The following is a 17,162-nucleotide window of genomic DNA, read 5'->3' on the forward strand; positions in this document are numbered from 1 at the left end:
AGGGGGCGTTTTTAGCGGTGAAACTCCGCCACCGTCATGGTAAACCGCAACACATTTTCGCCCTCATTCGCGTAGCCGTGTGCCGCTTCCGTTTTCGCCACCGCCGAAGCGCCTGCCGCCACCTGCGTCACCGTCTCTTCCACCGTCAGGGTCAATCCTCCCTCAGTGACATGCAGCAGCTCAAACGTTCCCGCCGGATGCCCCGGCGAGGTAAAACGCTCCCCCGGATGCATCACCCACTGCCAGAGTTCAATCATATCCGGGCCAGACGTGCCCGCGAGCAGCCGGGCATATCCGCCCTGTGGGCCCTGCCACAAAACCGGGATCGCCGCTGCTTCTATGACGTGCACCCGCGGCTCGCTGGAGACGTTAACGATATCCGCCACCGAAACGCCCAGCGCGGCAGCCAGCTTGCAGAGAATGGCAATGCTGGGATTCGCCGCCCCTTTTTCAATCTCCACCAGCATGCCTTTGCTGACGCTGGCGCGGCGTGAAAGCTCATCCAGCGACAGTTTTTTCTCTTTGCGCCAGTTGCGAATGCGGGTGGCGACGGCCAGGCTTACTTGGGCGATATCGGCACCCGAATCGGTCATTATATTGACTTTATCAGTCATTGGTCACTACCATAGTATAAAACAGTCAATACAGGATTATTTATGTCTCTCGTTACGCCGTCAATAGACCCGCGTCTTACCGGGATTGCCCCCGGCTTTCGGGCGCTGAGCATTCTGGTTGAAGCCGCCCCGATAACCCAGCCGGACGTGGCCTCTGCCGCGCTGGCACAGGCCTGCCAGCAGGTCCTCTCTGATGATGTCGCCTGGGCGGAAGCGCACCTCAGCGCCTGGGATGACGTATTCAGAGCGTTTGGTGCGAAACCGAAACGCACGCCCTGCTCGGCATCGGCCCTGCGTAAGCGAGTGCTGAAAGAGGGCGCACTGCCCCCGCTCGATCCAGTGGTCGATATTTACAATGCCATCAGCATTCGTTACGCCATTCCCGTCGGGGGTGAGAACCTTGCCGCTTATGCAGGCGCACCGCGTCTGACGCTTGCCGAAGGTAATGAACCGTTTGATACCCTGAAAGAGGGCCAGCCGGTTATCGAATACCCGGATGCGGGCGAAGTTATCTGGCGCGATGATGTCGGCGTCACCTGCCGTCGCTGGAACTGGCGCCAGGGCGTGCGTACACGTCTCGATAGCCAGGCGCAACACATGTGGTTTATTCTCGAAAGTCTGCCGTCGATGCCGTTATCGGCGTTGCAGGAGGCTGGCGATGAGTTAGTCAGCAACCTGCAGCGGCTGATGCCGGGCTCCACTGCTCACCTTCAACTGATTGAACTCTAAAAGGATAAGCGGATGTTTCACGGGTTAAGCGCATTCCCTCTGACGCCATTGCGAGAGGGGAAATTTGATGAGCAGGCGTTTGTGCAGTTGCTGCGCCCGCTGGTGGATGCCGGTGTCGATTCGCTGGGGATCCTCGGTTCGACGGGCAGTTACGCGTATCTGACGCCTGAAGAGCGCACGCATATCACCCGCTGTGCCGTGGCGCATGCCGACAACATTCCGGTGAGCGTAAGTATTGGCGCGCTTCGCCTCGACGATATTCTCCGTCTGGCGGATGAGGCGCAAAGTGCCGGCGCCCGCGGGGTGTTACTGGCCCCCGTGTCGTACCAGCGCCTGACGGCAGAGGAAGTGTTTACCCTGTATGAGACGGTGACCCACCGGATCTCTGTTCCGCTGTGTATTTACGACAACCCGGCCACCACCGGGTTCGAGTTTAACGACGAATTGCTGTATGCCGTGGCGGCGCTACCGAACGTCAAATCCGTCAAGCTCGGGCGCATACCGGACGATATCGCCCACATGCGTGCCCGTCTTCCTGAAAACGTCACCCTGGGCATCAGCGGCGACTGGCGGGCGGCGTCAGCCCTGCAGGCCGGGTTTGATGTCTGGTATTCGGTTATTGCAGGGCTGTATCCGCAGACGGCACTGGCGATTGCACGAGCCAAAGACACCGCAGCCTCTGACCGGCTGGCACCGCTGTGGGCGCTGTTCCGCCAGTACGGCAGTTTGCGGGTGATGGCCGCAGCAGCAGAAATGTCAGGGAAAGTGGCCGCGCCTGCACTGCCGTTCCCGCTTGCGTCGCTGAGCGGGAAACCGCGCGAAACGCTGGCGGCGATCCTGGCGGAACTGGCCCTCGCCTGAGCATCGCCGGGCTAGCGTAAGCGCTACCCGGCGGTCTGTTACGCCGGCAACAACCCGACAAAACTGCGTTTTTTGCGCGGCTCTGACATCAGGTCCTCAAGCTTATCTACGCAGGCCAGATAGTGCGGGGTTTTCTTGTGCGCCAGCACCGCCTCTTCATCCTTGTAGGCCTCGTAGATAAAGAACCGGGTTTTCACGCGCGGATCCTGTAACACATCAAAGCGCAGATTGCCCGGCTCCTGAATCGCCCCTTCGTGGTTAGCGCGAAACACCTCCAGAAACTCATCGACCCGCTCGGGTTTGATGTTGATTTCCACTAATGTCACGTTCATTTTGCTTCTCCCTGTTTCTCTTCCTGCCAGAACTGGAACGCGTCCCGCGCGCTCATGTTCTCATGTACCACTTTTTTCACCGCTTTCAGCATGGCCAGCGGGGCGCTGGACTGGAAGATATTGCGGCCCATGTCCACGCCGGACGCCCCCTGGTCAATCGCCCGCCAGCACATCTCCAGCGCGTCGTGCTCCGGCAGCTTTTTGCCTCCGGCAATCACGATCGGCACCGGGCAGCTGGCGGTTACTTTTTCAAACCCTTCGTCGACATAATAGGTTTTGACGAACTGCGCCCCCATCTCGGCCGCGATACGGCTGGCAAGCGAGAAATACCGCGCGTCGCGCGCCATCTCTTTGCCAACGCCCGTCACCGCCAGGGTCGGCATGCCATAGCGCGCACCGGCATCCACCAGTTTGATGATGTTGTTGATCGACTGATGTTCAAACTCACTGCCGATGTACACCTGCGCCGCCACCGCGCAGACGTTCAGGCGCAGCGCATCTTCCATCGCCACCGCCACGCACTCGTTGGAAAGTTCCCCTAAAATCGAATTGCCGCCGGAGGCGCGCAACACGACGGGTTTATTGGTGGCGACAGGCACCTGGCTGCGCAAAATACCGCGGGTGCACATCAGCACGTCGGTTTCCCCAAACAGCGGGGCGATAGAGAGATCGATACGCTCAAGGCCGGTCGTCGGTCCCTGGAAATAGCCGTGGTCAAAGGCCAGCATCACCGTGCGGTTGCTTTTTGGGTTGAAGATGCGCGCCAGCCTGGACTGCATTCCCCAGTCCAGCGAGCCGCACCCCTTCAGGGTAAACGGCACGTTCCGCTGCGGTGTGCCGATGCCAAAATCTTTGCCGTCTTTGATGTCGTCTAAATCAGCCATTTGCTCCCCCGTCAGAAATCGTATTTGTTGATGTTCTCTTTGGTAAACACCACCCGCTCCGGCAGCAGCACAATGCCGTTGCCCTTCGCTTCATACTGGTAGCCCTGCACGCTGTTCGGCTCGACCTTCAGCGTACCGATATCTTTCACGTCCACGCTGTCGCCAACGTTAAGATCGCCTTTTTTCAACAACCGATCGGCGACATTGACCGCAATTTTGCCCTGTTGCACCACATCCCACAGGCCGAAGGCTTTCACCGTGCCGCGCTCTACGTACGGACGCATCACGTTAGGCGTGCTGAAGCCGACAATCGCCACCCCTTCTCGCTTCAGGTTTTCCGCCGCCTGCGCCGCCGCCGGCAGGGCGTTGGCATCCGGGGCGATGATCGCATCCAGATCCGGATACGCTTTTAAGATCCCCTCGGCGGTTTGTAGCGATTTGGTGGCATCGTTATAGCCAAACTGCGTGGTCACGACCTGCCACTGCGGATGATCTTTCTCGATTTTGGCCTTCGCCTCTTTCACCCACTGGTTCTGGTCGGTAACGGTCGGGCTGGAGTAAAAGAACGCCACTTTGGCATTCGGTTTGGTGACCTGTTTACCGGCCATGTCGACCAGCAGGCCGCCGAGCTGCGCCGGGGTGCCCTGGTTGATGTAGATGCTGCGGCATTCCGGTTTGGTGTCGGAGTCCCAGGTCAGTACTTTGACGCCACGCTGCATCGCACGCTTCAGCGCCGGGCAGAGGCCATCCGGCGACACCGCCGAAACGATAATGGCGTTATAGCCCTGGTTAACGAAGTTATTGATAAGCTGCACCTGGCCTGAGACGCTGGGCTCGGTCGGGCCGTCGTAGGTGACGTCCACGCCGAGATCTTTACCCGCCTCTTTCGCGCCATTGCCGCCGCTGGTAAAGAAGCCAACGCCCACCAGCTTGGGGATAAAGGCGATGCGGTCCGCGGCCTGTGCCGACGCGAAGCTGAGTGCCATCGCCAGGACTATCAGTTTTGTTTTCATCTTACGCTCCGGGTATGTTTTGTGAGGAGAGAGCGCACCCATTCACGGTGCAAACTCAGTGAACGTCCCATCACCACCACAACCAACAGCGCCCCTGACAGCGCGCTCGACACCTGGTTGGGGATGCCGACCATCTGTAAACCCTGCTGCAGATACCCCACCAGCAACGCCGCCAGGGCCGTACCGATTACCGACCCCGAACCGCCATAGATATTGGCGCCGCCGAGGACCGCTGCGGTCAGTGCAGGCATCAGTAAATCGCGTCCCAAATCCGAACGCGCCGAACCGAAATAGGAGACCATCACCAGCGCAGCAATGGCCGAAGCGACGCCCACCAGGCCATACAGGGCGTAGGGCATCCCGTTGACCGAGAGCGCCGCATAGCGCGCCGCGCGCGGGTTCTGCCCAATCAAAAACAGATGGCGGCCAAAGCGTCCGCGATGGGTAATCAGCCAGAAGAAGACGGTAATCACGGCGAACAGCACCAGCGGGATTGGCAACCCCAGGAACGTGAGGTTAGCGAACGCGGTAAAGCTGTCCGGGAAGCCCCCGATGCCTTCGTAACCGGTCGCCCCCGCCATGCCGGAGAGCAGCAGTGCGCCACCGCCGTAGAGATAGAGCGTGCCGAGGGTGATAACCAGTGGGCTGATGCCGGTGTAGTGGATCAGCGCAGCGTTGACCAGACCGCACAGCAGGCCGAGCAGCAGCGTCAACGGTATCGCCAGCGCCATCGGCCAGCCCGCCTGCATCATCACCCCCAGCGCGATGGCACACAGGCCGATGGTCGAACCGAGGGAAATATCAATGCCGCCGCTGATGATCACCAGGGTGAGCGGCAGCGCCACAATGCCAATACAGATAAAATCACTGGTGCTGAACAGCAGCATGTTGATATCGAGCATGCGCGGATTGATGGCCCCAAAGAGCAGGATTTCCAGCACCAGTAATATCAGCAGCGCGCTTTCCCAGTTAAGCTTCATTTACGCCACCTCTTTTTTGTGTTTCGTAAACGGGGTGACATGCTTCCCCCCTTTGTTACCGGGCTGGAAGCGGCTGTACTTGAGTGCCCGTTGATGCCGGGCCAGCGCCTGGCGCAAACGCCCGTCGAGCACCAGCACACCGAGCAACACCAGCCCGGCGATAAAGTCATTCCACCACGCGGGCAGCCTGAACAGCACCAGCACGGTGTCGATTTGAGTCAGGAAAAAAGCCCCCAGTAAGGCGCCAATAAGCGTCCCGGTACCGCCCAGCAGAGAGATCCCCCCGAGTACGCAGGCGGCAATGGCTTTCATCTCCAGCCCGCTGCCGGTCTGGTTAGGTACAAAGCCAATCTGCGAAGCGAAGACAATCCCCGCACACGCGGCCAGCATGCCGTTCAGCGTAAAAGCGATCATTCGCGTCCGGTTCACCGCCACGCCCAGCTGGCGTGCGGCGGTAAGGTTGTCGCCCACGGCGTAGAAATCGCGTCCGAAGGCGGTGCGCGACAACGTCCATGCGCCGACTGCGGCTAAAAACACCACGCCCATTCCGAGCGGTGAAATCCCCATAGCGGCAGGTTCAGAGAGCGATTTCAGGCTCGGCGGTAGCCCTTCAATCCACTTTCCTCCCGTCCACAGCAGCATCGCCCCGCGATAGAGGCCCAGCGTGCCGAGGGTGGCCACGATTGCCGGAATACGCAGCCCCACCACCAGAAAACCGTTAAATGCTCCCGCCAGTGCGCCAATCGACAGCGCAAAGAGGATCGATACCGGCAGGGTGTAGCCGCTGTTCAGGGCCACCCCCACGGCAATGGCAGACAGCCCGACGGTAGAGCCGACGGAAACATCAATATTGCGGGTCAACATCACCAGCGCGGCGCCGAGCGCCAGCAGGATCAGGATTTGCGAACTGGCGAAGATCATCCCCAGCGTTTGCAGGCTGAAATAGGCCGGATTGAGCCCCACCAGCACCGCGAACAACGCCAGAATGGCGATGAACGCGCTCAGTTCGCGATTTTTCAGTAAGGTCTTCATGACTGCCCTCCGAATGCCAGCGCCATCATTCTGTCAAGACTGACCGCGTGCCGGGACAGCTCGCCGCTGAGCACGCCCTGGTGCATCACCAGCACGCGATCGGCAAGCCCGGGGAACTCATCCAGATCGCTTGAGATCATCAGCACCGCCACGTTCTGCGCCGCCACGCTTTTGATGAGCTGATAGATATCGGCCCGCGCCGACACATCCACTCCGCGTGTCGGTTCATCGACGATCAACAGCAGCGGGTTCGCCTCCAGACAGCGCGCCAGCAACACCTTCTGCTGGTTGCCGCCGGAGAGCGTGCGCACGGTTTGATCCGCATGGTTAAGCTTGATCCCCAGCGCCCGGTGATAGCGCTCCACCACCGCCGACTCCCGTTTGCGCTGCTGCCAGACCGAGGGCTCATTCAGTGCCACGGTGTTCCAGCGAATCGGCGCATCCAGGAACAAGCCGGAAACCTGTCGGTCCTCAGGCAGGTAGACCAGCCCTTTCTCCAGCCGTGCCGCCACGGGTTCGCCGGTTATTTCCTGATTTTCCAGCCAGACTCGCCCACCGCGCACCGGGCGCAGCCCATACAGCGTTTCCGCAAACTCGGTGCGCCCGGAGCCGACCAGCCCGGCGAGGCCAACTATTTCCCCGGCATAGATTTCCATGCTGAGATCGATAAACCCCTCACCGGTAAGCTCTTCCACCCGCAGCACCGGGAAATCCTGCGGCTGCGTGCGGCGATTGCCCGGCAGCGCCAGCCACAGTTTTTGCGCATCACTTAATCCTTTTTCGCGGCTCACCGGCGTCATGGCCGCAATCAGGGCGTTATCGTCGAACTGTGCAGTTTCACCGCTGAGCACGATCGCGCCGTCGCGCATTACCGAGACGTGGCTCGCCAGCTGGCGGATCTCCGGTAATTTGTGCGAGATAAAAACAATGCCGACGCCCAGCGCCTGCAACGCGCGGATCTGGCGAAACAGCCGTTCGGTTTCCCCCGGGGTGAGCGACGCCGTGGGTTCATCAAGGATCAGGATCTTCGCGTTTCGCATCAGGCCGCGCAGGATCTCCACCATCTGTTGATCCGCCACTTCCAGGGTGCTGGCGGTGGCATCAAGATTGAGCTGGCACTGCAGCTGCTGGAGTTTCTCCGCCAGCCGTTCCCCCATACCGGCCTCACGCGGCAGGCGGAAAAGGATGTTTTCCCGCACCGTCAGGTTGGGGAAAAGCAGGGGTTCCTGCGGCACCAGATAAATCCCCAGCCTGTGGGCCTGCGCGGGCGAAAGCCGCGCAAACGCGTGGCCGTCAACCGAAAGTTCACCGCTGTCCGGCGTTTCCACCCCGGCGATGATTTTCATCAGCGTTGATTTTCCCGCGCCGTTACCGCCCATCAGCGCATGCACCTGACCCGCAAGCAGCGTGAAATGAATACCTTTCAGGACCGGTATACCGGAGAACTGCTTGCTGATATCACGTGCTTCGATAAGTGGCGTCATTATCGCTCCGCTATTGAACAAATGATTTTTAGATTTAATAATGTTCAAAAGCGTAGACGGTGAACTATATTTAGAACCGTGCAGGGATCACAAATTTATCGATTAAGATCCACACAGACACAAATCAATCTAAAAGATCTGTTTTGTCGCGTGGTTCACACTTTCTTTCTGCGCGATCACGAACATATGATCTAAATTTTTATAAGAGTTCAATTATGAGCGATAAACGCACTGCGGAAGAAGGTCGTTTTGCCGGGCTGGCACTGGCGGAAGAAGAGCTGGTTGCCCGCGTCGCCTGGTGCTACTACCACGACGGATTAACTCAGAACGACATCGGCGAGCGGCTCGGACTGCCGCGCCTGAAGATCTCGCGTCTGCTGGAGAAAGGACGCCAGTCCGGGGTGATCCGCGTGCAGATCAACTCCCGCTATGAGGGGTGTCTGGCGCTGGAAACCGAGCTGCAGCAGCGCTTCGGGCTCAAGCTGGTTCGCGTGTTGCCGGCCCTGAATACCCCGCCCATGAATGTCCGGCTGGGCATTGGCGCAGCGCAATCGCTGATGGGTGTGCTGGAGCCCGGCCAGCTGCTGGCGGTGGGATTTGGTGAAACCACCATGAGCAGCCTGCAGCACTTAAGCGGTTTTATCAGCTCGCAGCAGATCCGCCTGGTGACGCTCTCCGGCGGCGTTGGGCCGTATATGACGGGCATCGGTCAGCTTGATGCCGCCTGCAGCGTCAGCATGATCCCCGCCCCGCTTCGCGTTTCCTCCGCCGAAGTGGCCGGGATCTTAAAACGCGAATCCAGCGTGCGGGACGTGATCCTCGCCGCCGCCGCGGCCGATGTGGCGGTGGTAGGCATTGGTTCAGTAAACCAGCGCCGGGACGCCACCATATTGCGCTCCGGCTATATCAGCGAAGGTGAACAGCTGATGTACGCCCGCAAAGGGGCGGTGGGCGATATCCTCGGCTATTTCCTGAACGCCGAAGGGGAATGCGTGCACGAGCTGGAGATCCACCGGGAATTGCTGGGCGTCACGCTCGATGAACTGGCGCAGTTGCCCACCATCGTTGGCGTGGCCGGAGGTGATGAGAAAGCCGATGCGATTTATGCCGCACTCAAAGGCCGCCGTATTAATGGCCTGGTGACGGAGGAGACGACAGCCCGCGCGGTGCTGGCTCTGGCGAGCTAAGAGCCTGTCCTGCGCCTGACACGAGGCATGCTCATGAGTTACCTTTTAGCGTTAGATGCAGGGACAGGCAGCGTTCGCGCCGTAATTTTCGATTTGCAGGGAAATCAGGTTGCCGTTGGCCAGGCCGAGTGGAAACACCTGAGCGTGGAGAATGTGCCGGGCTCGATGGAGTTTGATCTCGACATTAACTGGCGGCTCACCTGCCAGTGTATTCATCAGGCGCTGGAGCGCGCCCGCCTGAGCGCAGCGGATATCCAGTCCGTGGCCTGCTGCTCAATGCGCGAGGGGATCGTGCTGTATGACCGCAATGGCGACGCCATCTGGGCGTGCGCCAACGTCGATGCCCGCGCCAGCCGCGAGGTAGCCGAACTCAAAGAGATCCACGACTACCGTTTTGAATCCGAAGTGTATGACGTCTCCGGCCAGACCCTGGCCCTGAGCGCCATGCCGCGCCTGCTGTGGCTGGCGCACCATCGTCCGGACATCTACCGCAAAGCCGCCACGATCACCATGATAAGCGACTGGCTGGCGGCAAAACTGTCCGGCGAGCTGGCCGTTGATCCGTCCAATGCCGGGACTACCGGTATGCTGGATCTCTTCTCCCGCGACTGGCGTCCGGCGCTGCTCGACATGGCCGGGCTGCGTGCCGATATCCTCTCTCCGGTGAAGGAGACCGGCACCGTGCTCGGTGCGATCACCAAAGATGCCGCACAGCAGAGCGGCCTGCGCGAAGGCACGCCGGTGGTGATGGGCGGTGGCGACGTGCAGCTTGGCTGTCTTGGGTTAGGCGTCGTGCGGGCCGGGCAAACGGCCGTGCTGGGCGGTACCTTCTGGCAGCAGGTGGTCAACCTGCCGCAGGTACGCACCGACCCGGAGATGAACATCCGCGTGAATCCGCATGTGATCCCCGGCATGGCGCAGGCGGAATCGATCAGCTTCTTTACCGGCCTGACCATGCGCTGGTTCCGTGACGCCTTCTGCGCGGAAGAGAAACTCATCGCGGAGCGGATGGGAATGGACACTTACTCCCTGCTTGAGGAGATGGCCAGCCGCGTGCCTGCCGGTTCACACGGTGTTATGCCGATCTTCTCAGATGCTATGCACTTCAAGCAGTGGTACCACGCCGCGCCGTCGTTTATTAACCTCTCCATCGACCCGGAAAAATGCAACAAAGCCACGCTGTTCCGTGCGCTGGAAGAGAACGCGGCGATTGTCTCGGCGTGTAACCTGACGCAGATTTCACGGTTCTCAGGGGTAACGTTCGACGGTCTGGTGTTTGCAGGCGGTGGCTCGAAAGGCGCGTTGTGGAGCCAGATTTTAAGCGACGTGACCGGTCTGCCGGTGCGCGTTCCGCAAGTGAAAGAGGCGACAGCGCTGGGCTGTGCGATTGCTGCCGGAACGGGAGCCGGGCTGTTTTCGGATATGGCGGCGACAGGCGAACGGCTGGTGAAATGGAGCCGCGAGTTCACGCCAAACCCGGCGCACCGGGAGTTGTACGACGGTATGATGCAGAAGTGGCAGGCCGTTTATGCCGACCAGCTTGGGCTGGTGGACAGCGGACTGACGACATCGATGTGGCAGGCACCGGGTTTAGTGCGTGCCCCCTCTCCCTGAGAGCTATAACGCCCCCTCTCCCTCCGGGAGAGGGCGTCAGGCCACACCAATATTTGAATCCCATCACAATCGCCGCATTCCCCTTTTCCCTTTTACTCATCGCTGGCTAAATTAGTAACTCATCCGACCACATAACAATAATTTTACACTGGAAGAGACTATGAGCCACTACCCGTCGTTATTTGCCCCCCTCGATCTGGGGTTCACCACCCTTAAAAACCGCGTGCTGATGGGCTCAATGCATACCGGGCTTGAAGAACATCCGGACGGGGCCGAACGTCTGGCGGCCTTCTATGCCGAGCGCGCACGTCACGGGGTGGCGCTGATTGTTACCGGCGGGGTGGCCCCTGCGCCTTCTGGCGTGGGGATGGAAGGCGGTGCGGTGCTGAACGACGCCAGCCAGTTGCCGCATCATCGCGTGGTCACTGACGCCGTTCACCGGGAGGGCGGGAAAATTGCCCTGCAGATCCTGCACACCGGGCGTTACAGCTATCAACCGAATCTGGTCGCACCGTCGGCCATTCAGGCCCCGATTAACCGCTTTACGCCCCATGCCCTCAGCCACGATGAGATCCTGACGCTGATTGACGACTTCGCCCGCTGTGCAGCGCTGGCGCGTGAAGCGGGCTATGACGGTGTTGAGGTGATGGGCTCGGAAGGCTACCTGATCAACGAATTCCTCGCGGCCCGCACAAACCAGCGCGACGATGAGTGGGGTGGCGATTACGCGCGCCGCATGCGCTTTGCAGTGGAAGTGGTGCGCGCCGTGCGTGAACGTGCCGGGGCGGATTTTATTATTATCTACCGCCTGTCGATGCTCGATCTGGTGGAGGGCGGCGGGACGTTCGACGAAACCGTACAGCTGGCGCAGGCGATTGAAGCCGCCGGTGCGACCATCATCAATACCGGCATCGGCTGGCACGAGGCGCGTATTCCGACCATCGCCACACCGGTACCACGCGCGGCGTTCAGCTGGGTCACGCGCAAGCTGAAAGGGAAAGTGTCTGCCCCGCTGGTGACCACTAACCGCATTAACGACCCGCAAGTGGCGGAAAATGTGATCGCCGCCGGGGATGCCGACATGGTCTCCATGGCACGTCCGTTCCTTGCGGATGCCGAGCTGCTTTCCAAAGCGCAGAGCGGGCGTGCAGATGAGATTAACACCTGTATCGGCTGTAATCAGGCCTGTCTGGATCAGATTTTTGTTGGCAAGGTCACTTCGTGTCTGGTCAACCCCCGCGCCTGCCACGAAACCAAAATGCCGATTTTCCCGGCGGTGAATAAAAAACGCCTGGCCGTGGTCGGTGCCGGCCCGGCGGGTCTGGCGTTTGCGGTGAATGCCGCCTCGCGCGGCCACAGCGTGACGTTGTTCGATGCCGCCGCTGAGATTGGCGGGCAGTTCAATATCGCCAAACAGATCCCGGGCAAAGAAGAATTTTACGAAACCCTGCGCTATTACCGCCGAATGATCGACCTGACGGGCGTGGATCTGCGCCTCAACCAGTTTGTAAACCCGGTGGATGTAATGGAGTACGATGAGGTGATCCTGGCAAGCGGGATCGCACCACGCAGGCCTGCGATCGAGGGCATCGATCATCCGAAAGTCCTGAGCTATCTGGACGTTTTGCGTGACAAAGCGCCGGTGGGGGCAAAAGTGGCGATCATCGGCTGCGGCGGGATCGGGTTCGATACCGCGATGTACTTAAGTCAGCCCGGCGAACCCACCAGCCAGAACATTGCCGACTTCTGCGTGGAATGGGGTATCGACACCAGCCTTAACCAGTCCGGCGGTTTGCGACCGGAAGGACCCCAGCTGCCGAAAAGCCCGCGTCAGATCGTCATGCTGCAGCGTAAAGCCAGCAAACCCGGTGAAGGCCTGGGCAAAACCACGGGCTGGATCCATCGCGCAACCCTGCTCTCTCGCGGGGTGAAGATGATACCGTCGGTGAGCTATCAGAAGATCGATGATGCGGGGCTGCACGTGCTGATCGGCGGTGAGCCGCAGCTGCTGCAGGTGGATCATGTGATTTTGTGTGCGGGTCAGGAGCCGAAGCGCGATCTGGTGGATCCGCTGCGTGAGGCGGGAAAAACGGTACACCTGATCGGCGGATGCGACGTGGCGATGGAGCTGGATGCGCGACGCGCCATTGCGCAGGGCACAACGCTGGCATTGAGTCTCTGAGTGACGCAACGCTCACCGGGCCTGCACGCGAGGCAGGCCGGTGTAAACTCAGCGCCCCGTGTTAGCGGCGGCGACCCAGCTTGACGGATTTCAGCACCACGAACTTGTTGTTGGTGGCAACCGTGGTGCAGTTACCGAAGATCTTCTTCAGCTTGTGGAAGTAGTCCAGGTGACGGTTCGCCACGATATACAGCTCGCCGTTAATTTTCAGGCAGCGGCGTGCATGGTGGAACATCTCCCAGGCGACGTTATCCGTCAGGGCGTGTTTCTGGTGGAACGGGGGATTACAGAACACGGCATTAAAGCGGAACGGCTCAACGCCCGACAGCGCGTTGTTAATCATAAACTCGCAGCGATCCAGCGCGTCCGGCATGTTGGTTTCAACGTTCAGACGACTGGAGGCCACCGCCATCGGCGACTCATCACTAAATACAACGCTCGCGTCAGGGTTCTTCGCCAGCAGCGTCAGGCCAATCACACCGTTACCACAGCCCAGATCGACGATTTCGCCTTCCAGGTTATCCGGCAGATTTTCAATAAAGAAACGCGCCCCGATATCAAGGCCGGTGCGGGAGAAGACGTTCGCGTGGTTGTGGATTGTCCAGTCAGTGCCTTCCAGCGTCCAGCTCAGGGTTTCTGGCGCGTCGGCCAGTTCGGGGGCACTGAAAGTACAGTTAATGAGACGCGCTTTTTTCCAGGCCAGCGTCGTGGTGGTTGGGCCGAGCACTTTCTCGAACAGTTCCAGCGTTGAGGTATGGATATCACGCGCCTTGGCCCCCGCGATAATACGCGTTTGTGGGGTTACGACGTTGCGCAGTGCGCGCAATTGTTGTTCCAGCAGCGCCATTGTTTTCGGCACTTTGATCAGCACCACGCCCGGCTCCTGCGGGTAGTCCGCGGTGCTGTCGAGGAACTTAACGCTGGATTCGTCGATGTCGTTGTGGCGCAGGTTTTCCCGCGTCGCCAGCTCGCTCAGGTAGGAATCACCGATGCTGTAAGGCGTGTGTTCTGCCAGAGCACAGCCCAGCGCGCCAAACGCGTCATTCAGGATCAAAACCGGGCCGCTGATTTCAGTGTCATCCAACTGTTGCAGCAGATATTCATCCGCCGCTTCCCACGCCTGAAGCGGGTTAACGTCGTCCGTTTCCGGGAAACGTTTAAGGTTGAGTGAACGGAAACCGTTGTCTAAGTGGCTCATCGGCCCTCCTGAATGGTAAAATTTCGGCGTTATCCCTGAAAAGGGTGCGTGAGTATACCCGTTTTATTGTCAAATTGGGGCGTTGATGAACCAACTAACTTATCTCCAGGGCTACCCGGAGAACTTACTTTCTCAGGTTCGCAGCTTAATTGCCGAGCAAAAGCTGGGCGCGGTGCTGGAAAAACGCTATCCGGGTACGCATGACTTCGCGACCGATAAGGCGCTCTGGCAGTATACCCAGGATCTGAAAAACACCTATCTGAAGAGCGCGCCACCCATCAATAAGGTGATGTACGACAACAAGATCCATGTGCTGAAAAACGCGCTCGGCCTGCACACTGCCGTTTCCCGTGTTCAGGGCGGCAAGCTCAAAGCGAAAGCGGAGATCCGCGTTGCTACCGTGTTTCGTCACGCGCCGGAAGCGTTCTTGCGGATGATCGTGGTGCATGAGCTGGCACACCTGAAGGAAAAAGAGCACGACAAGGCCTTCTATTCTCTGTGCTGCCATATGGAGCCGCAGTACCACCAGCTGGAGTTCGATACCCGTTTATGGCTTACGCATTTATCGTTAAAGAGTAATGCGCAGTAGCGCACTGGTTTTGCAATAATCACGTGCTACAGTGGCTAAAGGTTCCCTGCTACGGAGTACGTAAACGTTTATGATACGTTTCGCAGTTATTGGCACGAACTGGATCACCCGCCAGTTCGTCGACGCCGCCCATGAAACCGGCAAATTTAAGCTCACCGCAGTCTATTCCCGCAGCCTGGAGCAGGCGCAGAGTTTCGCGAACGACTATCTGGTTGAACATCTGTTCACGTCGCTCGATGAGATGGCGCAAAGTGACGCCATTGACGCGGTCTACATCGCCAGCCCAAACTCCCTGCACTTTCCGCAAACGTCGCTGTTTCTTAGCCATAAAAAACATGTGATTTGCGAGAAGCCGCTGGCCTCGAACATTCAGGAAGTGGAAGCCGCGATTCAGCTTGCCCGCGACAATCAGGTGGTGCTGTTCGAAGCGTTCAAAACCGCCAGCCTGCCAAACTTCCTTCTGTTACAGCAGTCTCTACCGAAGATTGGCAAAGTGCGTAAAGCGTTTATTAATTACTGCCAGTACTCGTCGCGCTATCAGCGTTATCTGGACGGTGAAAACCCGAACACCTTTAACCCGGCCTTCTCTAACGGCTCGATTATGGACATCGGTTTTTACTGTCTGGCCTCTGCCGTGGCGCTGTGGGGCGAGCCGCACGGCGTCACCGCCACGGCCAGCCTGCTGGAAAGCGGTGTGGATGCGCACGGTATTGTGGTGCTGGATTACGGTGATTTCAGCGTTACGCTGCAGCACTCCAAGGTGAGCGATTCCGTTCTGCCCAGCGAAATTCAGGGCGAAGCGGGCTCACTGGTTATCGAGAAGATTTCCGAGTGTCAGAAGCTGAGCATTGTCCCACGTGGCGGCAAAGCGCAGGAGCTGACGCAGCCTCAGCATATTAACACTATGCTCTATGAGGCAGAGGTCTTCGCCCGTCTGGTAGAAGACAATGAAGTGAATCACCCTGGGCTGGCGGTCAGCCGCACCACGGCGAAACTGCAAACCGAGATCCGCCGTCAAACCGGCGTAGTCTTCCCTGCAGATGGCGTGGGCGCAGAAGCTATCGCGTAAAGCTGTGTAATGAAACGGTGCAGACCATTGACGAAATCACTGGTCTGACATATTTTGTTACCTGCAAAGGGGAGTAACTTCCTTGCCGGTGGATCGTCATTACGATGCGTGCAAAACCGCATCCGGTCGCCGGGCAACCAAAAAGCCCGTCTTTTTGGTTGTAAGTGAGACCTTGCCGGAAGGCGAGGTCTATGCATAAAAAGCTAACGGCTATCGTCTTCTGACCATGGCCGTTTTTGTTTTTTATGTGTAAGGAAAATAGTATGCATTCTGTCGGCACTCCCATGTTGTGGGGCGGATTCGCGGTTGTCGTGCTCATCATGCTGGCGATCGACCTCTTTTTGCAGGGGCGTCGCGGCGCACATGGCATGACCATGAAACAGGCTGCGGCCTGGTCACTGGTGTGGGTCACCCTCTCCCTGCTCTTCTGTGCTGCCTTCTGGTGGTACCTGGCCTCAACGGAAGGCCGCGCGGTTGCCGATCCTCAGGCGCTCGCGTTCCTCACCGGCTATCTGATTGAAAAAGCCCTGGCGGTCGATAACGTCTTCGTCTGGCTGATGCTGTTCAGCTACTTTGCCGTGCCTGCGGCCCTGCAGCGTCGCGTGCTGGTGTACGGCGTGCTGGGTGCGATTATCCTGCGTACGATTATGATCTTCGCCGGAAGCTGGCTGATTACGCAGTTCGAATGGCTGCTGTATGTCTTCGGCGCATTCCTGCTGTTCACCGGGATCAAAATGGCGCTGGCAAAAGAAGATGGCTCCGCCATTGGCGACCGTCCGCTGGTGAAGTGGATCCGTGGTCATCTGCGCATGACCGACAAGATCGAGAGCGAGCACTTCTTCGTGCGTAAGAACGGCCTGCTTTTTGCCACGCCGCTGCTGCTGGTGCTGATTTTGGTTGAGCTGAGCGATGTGATTTTCGCGGTAGACAGCATTCCGGCTATCTTCGCGGTCACCACTGACCCGTTCATTGTGCTGACATCTAACCTGTTCGCCATCCTCGGTCTGCGTGCCATGTACTTCCTGCTGGCAGGCGCGGCTGAGCGCTTCTCAATGCTGAAATATGGTCTGTCGGTGATTCTGGTGTTTATCGGTATCAAGATGCTGATTGTCGATTTCTACCACATCCCTATCGCTATCTCGCTCGGTGTGGTGTTTGGCATTCTGATCGTGACGTTGCTTATCAATACCTGGGTTAATCGTCAGCACGATAAGAAGCAACAGGTGGAGTAATTACGGTCCTTCCTGCTGCCTTTACGTTGGCCCTCTTCCCCCCAGGGAGAGGGCCAGCACACTTTTGTAAATGAATAGTTAAAAACTATGACGCAACACGTAAAATGCAGCATTTTACGCTTCCCTCCGCATCCGGTTTCCCTATACTCAACCAGGCAAACA

At 58.8% G+C, this 17,162-nt stretch carries 16 protein-coding genes; 8 read left to right on the forward strand and 8 right to left on the reverse strand.

Going from position 1 to position 17,162, the window contains the following annotated elements:
- Positions 1-11 precede the first annotated feature (11 nt).
- Positions 12-614 (reverse strand): helix-turn-helix domain-containing protein, encoded by a 603-nt coding sequence (locus JTA15_RS14475; protein ID WP_032679008.1) that lies wholly within the window; start codon positions 612-614, stop codon positions 12-14.
- Positions 615-656: 42 nt separating this feature from the next.
- Between JTA15_RS14475 and JTA15_RS14480 the strand changes: the two genes are divergently transcribed.
- Both JTA15_RS14480 and JTA15_RS14485 read left to right on the forward strand, forming a co-directional pair.
- Positions 657-1,343 (forward strand): B3/4 domain-containing protein, encoded by a 687-nt coding sequence (locus JTA15_RS14480; RefSeq protein WP_020883588.1) that lies wholly within the window; start codon positions 657-659, stop codon positions 1,341-1,343.
- A 12-nt stretch (positions 1,344-1,355) separates the two neighbouring features.
- Positions 1,356-2,204, forward strand: coding sequence for a dihydrodipicolinate synthase family protein (locus JTA15_RS14485; protein ID WP_219372441.1), 849 nt, complete (start codon positions 1,356-1,358; stop codon positions 2,202-2,204).
- 38 nt (positions 2,205-2,242) lie between these two features.
- Here JTA15_RS14485 and lsrG read toward each other — a convergent pair whose 3' ends face one another.
- From lsrG to lsrA, 6 genes are read right to left on the reverse strand one after another with little or no spacing between them, the layout of a single operon-like run.
- A complete protein-coding gene (lsrG, locus tag JTA15_RS14490; protein ID WP_020883586.1) occupies positions 2,243-2,536 on the reverse strand; it encodes a (4S)-4-hydroxy-5-phosphonooxypentane-2,3-dione isomerase in 294 nt (97 codons plus the stop codon).
- Positions 2,533-3,420, reverse strand: a complete 888-nt coding sequence (gene lsrF / locus JTA15_RS14495; protein ID WP_219372442.1) for a 3-hydroxy-5-phosphonooxypentane-2,4-dione thiolase — start codon at positions 3,418-3,420, stop codon at positions 2,533-2,535. Before lsrF ends, lsrG begins: the two co-directional genes overlap by 4 nt.
- Before the next feature lie 11 nt (positions 3,421-3,431).
- Positions 3,432-4,433 carry an autoinducer 2 ABC transporter substrate-binding protein LsrB gene (lsrB, locus tag JTA15_RS14500; RefSeq protein ID WP_025202959.1) on the reverse strand — a complete coding sequence of 334 codons (1,002 nt, stop codon included), beginning with the start codon at positions 4,431-4,433 and terminating at the stop codon, positions 3,432-3,434.
- Complete coding sequence (gene lsrD, locus JTA15_RS14505) at positions 4,430-5,413, reverse strand: autoinducer 2 ABC transporter permease LsrD (RefSeq protein WP_014171712.1); 984 nt, start codon at positions 5,411-5,413, stop codon at positions 4,430-4,432. The genes lsrB and lsrD overlap by 4 nt, the downstream gene beginning before the upstream one ends.
- Positions 5,414-6,445: an autoinducer 2 ABC transporter permease LsrC gene (gene lsrC, locus JTA15_RS14510; protein ID WP_014171713.1), complete on the reverse strand. Its 1,032-nt coding sequence runs from the start codon at positions 6,443-6,445 to the stop codon at positions 5,414-5,416.
- Complete coding sequence (gene lsrA, locus JTA15_RS14515) at positions 6,442-7,929, reverse strand: autoinducer 2 ABC transporter ATP-binding protein LsrA (RefSeq protein WP_148576798.1); 1,488 nt, start codon at positions 7,927-7,929, stop codon at positions 6,442-6,444. The genes lsrC and lsrA overlap by 4 nt, the downstream gene beginning before the upstream one ends.
- Before the next feature lie 215 nt (positions 7,930-8,144).
- Here lsrA and lsrR point away from each other — a divergent pair, with 215 nt between their 5' ends.
- The 3 genes from lsrR (at position 8,145) to JTA15_RS14530 (ending at position 12,912) form a co-directional block, all read left to right on the forward strand.
- Positions 8,145-9,116, forward strand: a complete 972-nt coding sequence (lsrR, locus tag JTA15_RS14520; protein WP_219372443.1) for a transcriptional regulator LsrR — start codon at positions 8,145-8,147, stop codon at positions 9,114-9,116.
- Between the two features lie 33 nt (positions 9,117-9,149).
- Entirely contained in the window at positions 9,150-10,730 is a 1,581-nt protein-coding gene (gene lsrK, locus JTA15_RS14525; RefSeq protein WP_020883580.1) for an autoinducer-2 kinase, read from the forward strand.
- A 160-nt stretch (positions 10,731-10,890) separates the two neighbouring features.
- Entirely contained in the window at positions 10,891-12,912 is a 2,022-nt protein-coding gene (locus JTA15_RS14530; protein ID WP_219372444.1) for an NADPH-dependent 2,4-dienoyl-CoA reductase, read from the forward strand.
- Between the two features lie 61 nt (positions 12,913-12,973).
- Here the strand turns inward: JTA15_RS14530 and rlmG are convergent, their stop codons facing one another.
- Positions 12,974-14,110 carry a 23S rRNA (guanine(1835)-N(2))-methyltransferase RlmG gene (rlmG, locus tag JTA15_RS14535; RefSeq protein ID WP_182268772.1) on the reverse strand — a complete coding sequence of 379 codons (1,137 nt, stop codon included), beginning with the start codon at positions 14,108-14,110 and terminating at the stop codon, positions 12,974-12,976.
- An 85-nt stretch (positions 14,111-14,195) separates the two neighbouring features.
- On the opposite strand from rlmG, the gene JTA15_RS14540 reads away from it, so the two are divergent.
- The 3 genes from JTA15_RS14540 (at position 14,196) to JTA15_RS14550 (ending at position 17,000) form a co-directional block, all read left to right on the forward strand.
- Positions 14,196-14,699 carry a YgjP-like metallopeptidase domain-containing protein gene (locus tag JTA15_RS14540; RefSeq protein ID WP_025202954.1) on the forward strand — a complete coding sequence of 168 codons (504 nt, stop codon included), beginning with the start codon at positions 14,196-14,198 and terminating at the stop codon, positions 14,697-14,699.
- A 70-nt stretch (positions 14,700-14,769) separates the two neighbouring features.
- Positions 14,770-15,768, forward strand: coding sequence for a Gfo/Idh/MocA family protein (locus tag JTA15_RS14545; protein WP_014171720.1), 999 nt, complete (start codon positions 14,770-14,772; stop codon positions 15,766-15,768).
- A 263-nt stretch (positions 15,769-16,031) separates the two neighbouring features.
- Positions 16,032-17,000: a TerC family protein gene (locus JTA15_RS14550; protein ID WP_025202952.1), complete on the forward strand. Its 969-nt coding sequence runs from the start codon at positions 16,032-16,034 to the stop codon at positions 16,998-17,000.
- Positions 17,001-17,162 lie beyond the last annotated feature (162 nt).

The sequence above is a fragment of the Enterobacter sp. BIDMC 29 genome (assembly GCF_019378755.1).
Lineage (GTDB): Bacteria > Pseudomonadota > Gammaproteobacteria > Enterobacterales > Enterobacteriaceae > Enterobacter > Enterobacter ludwigii.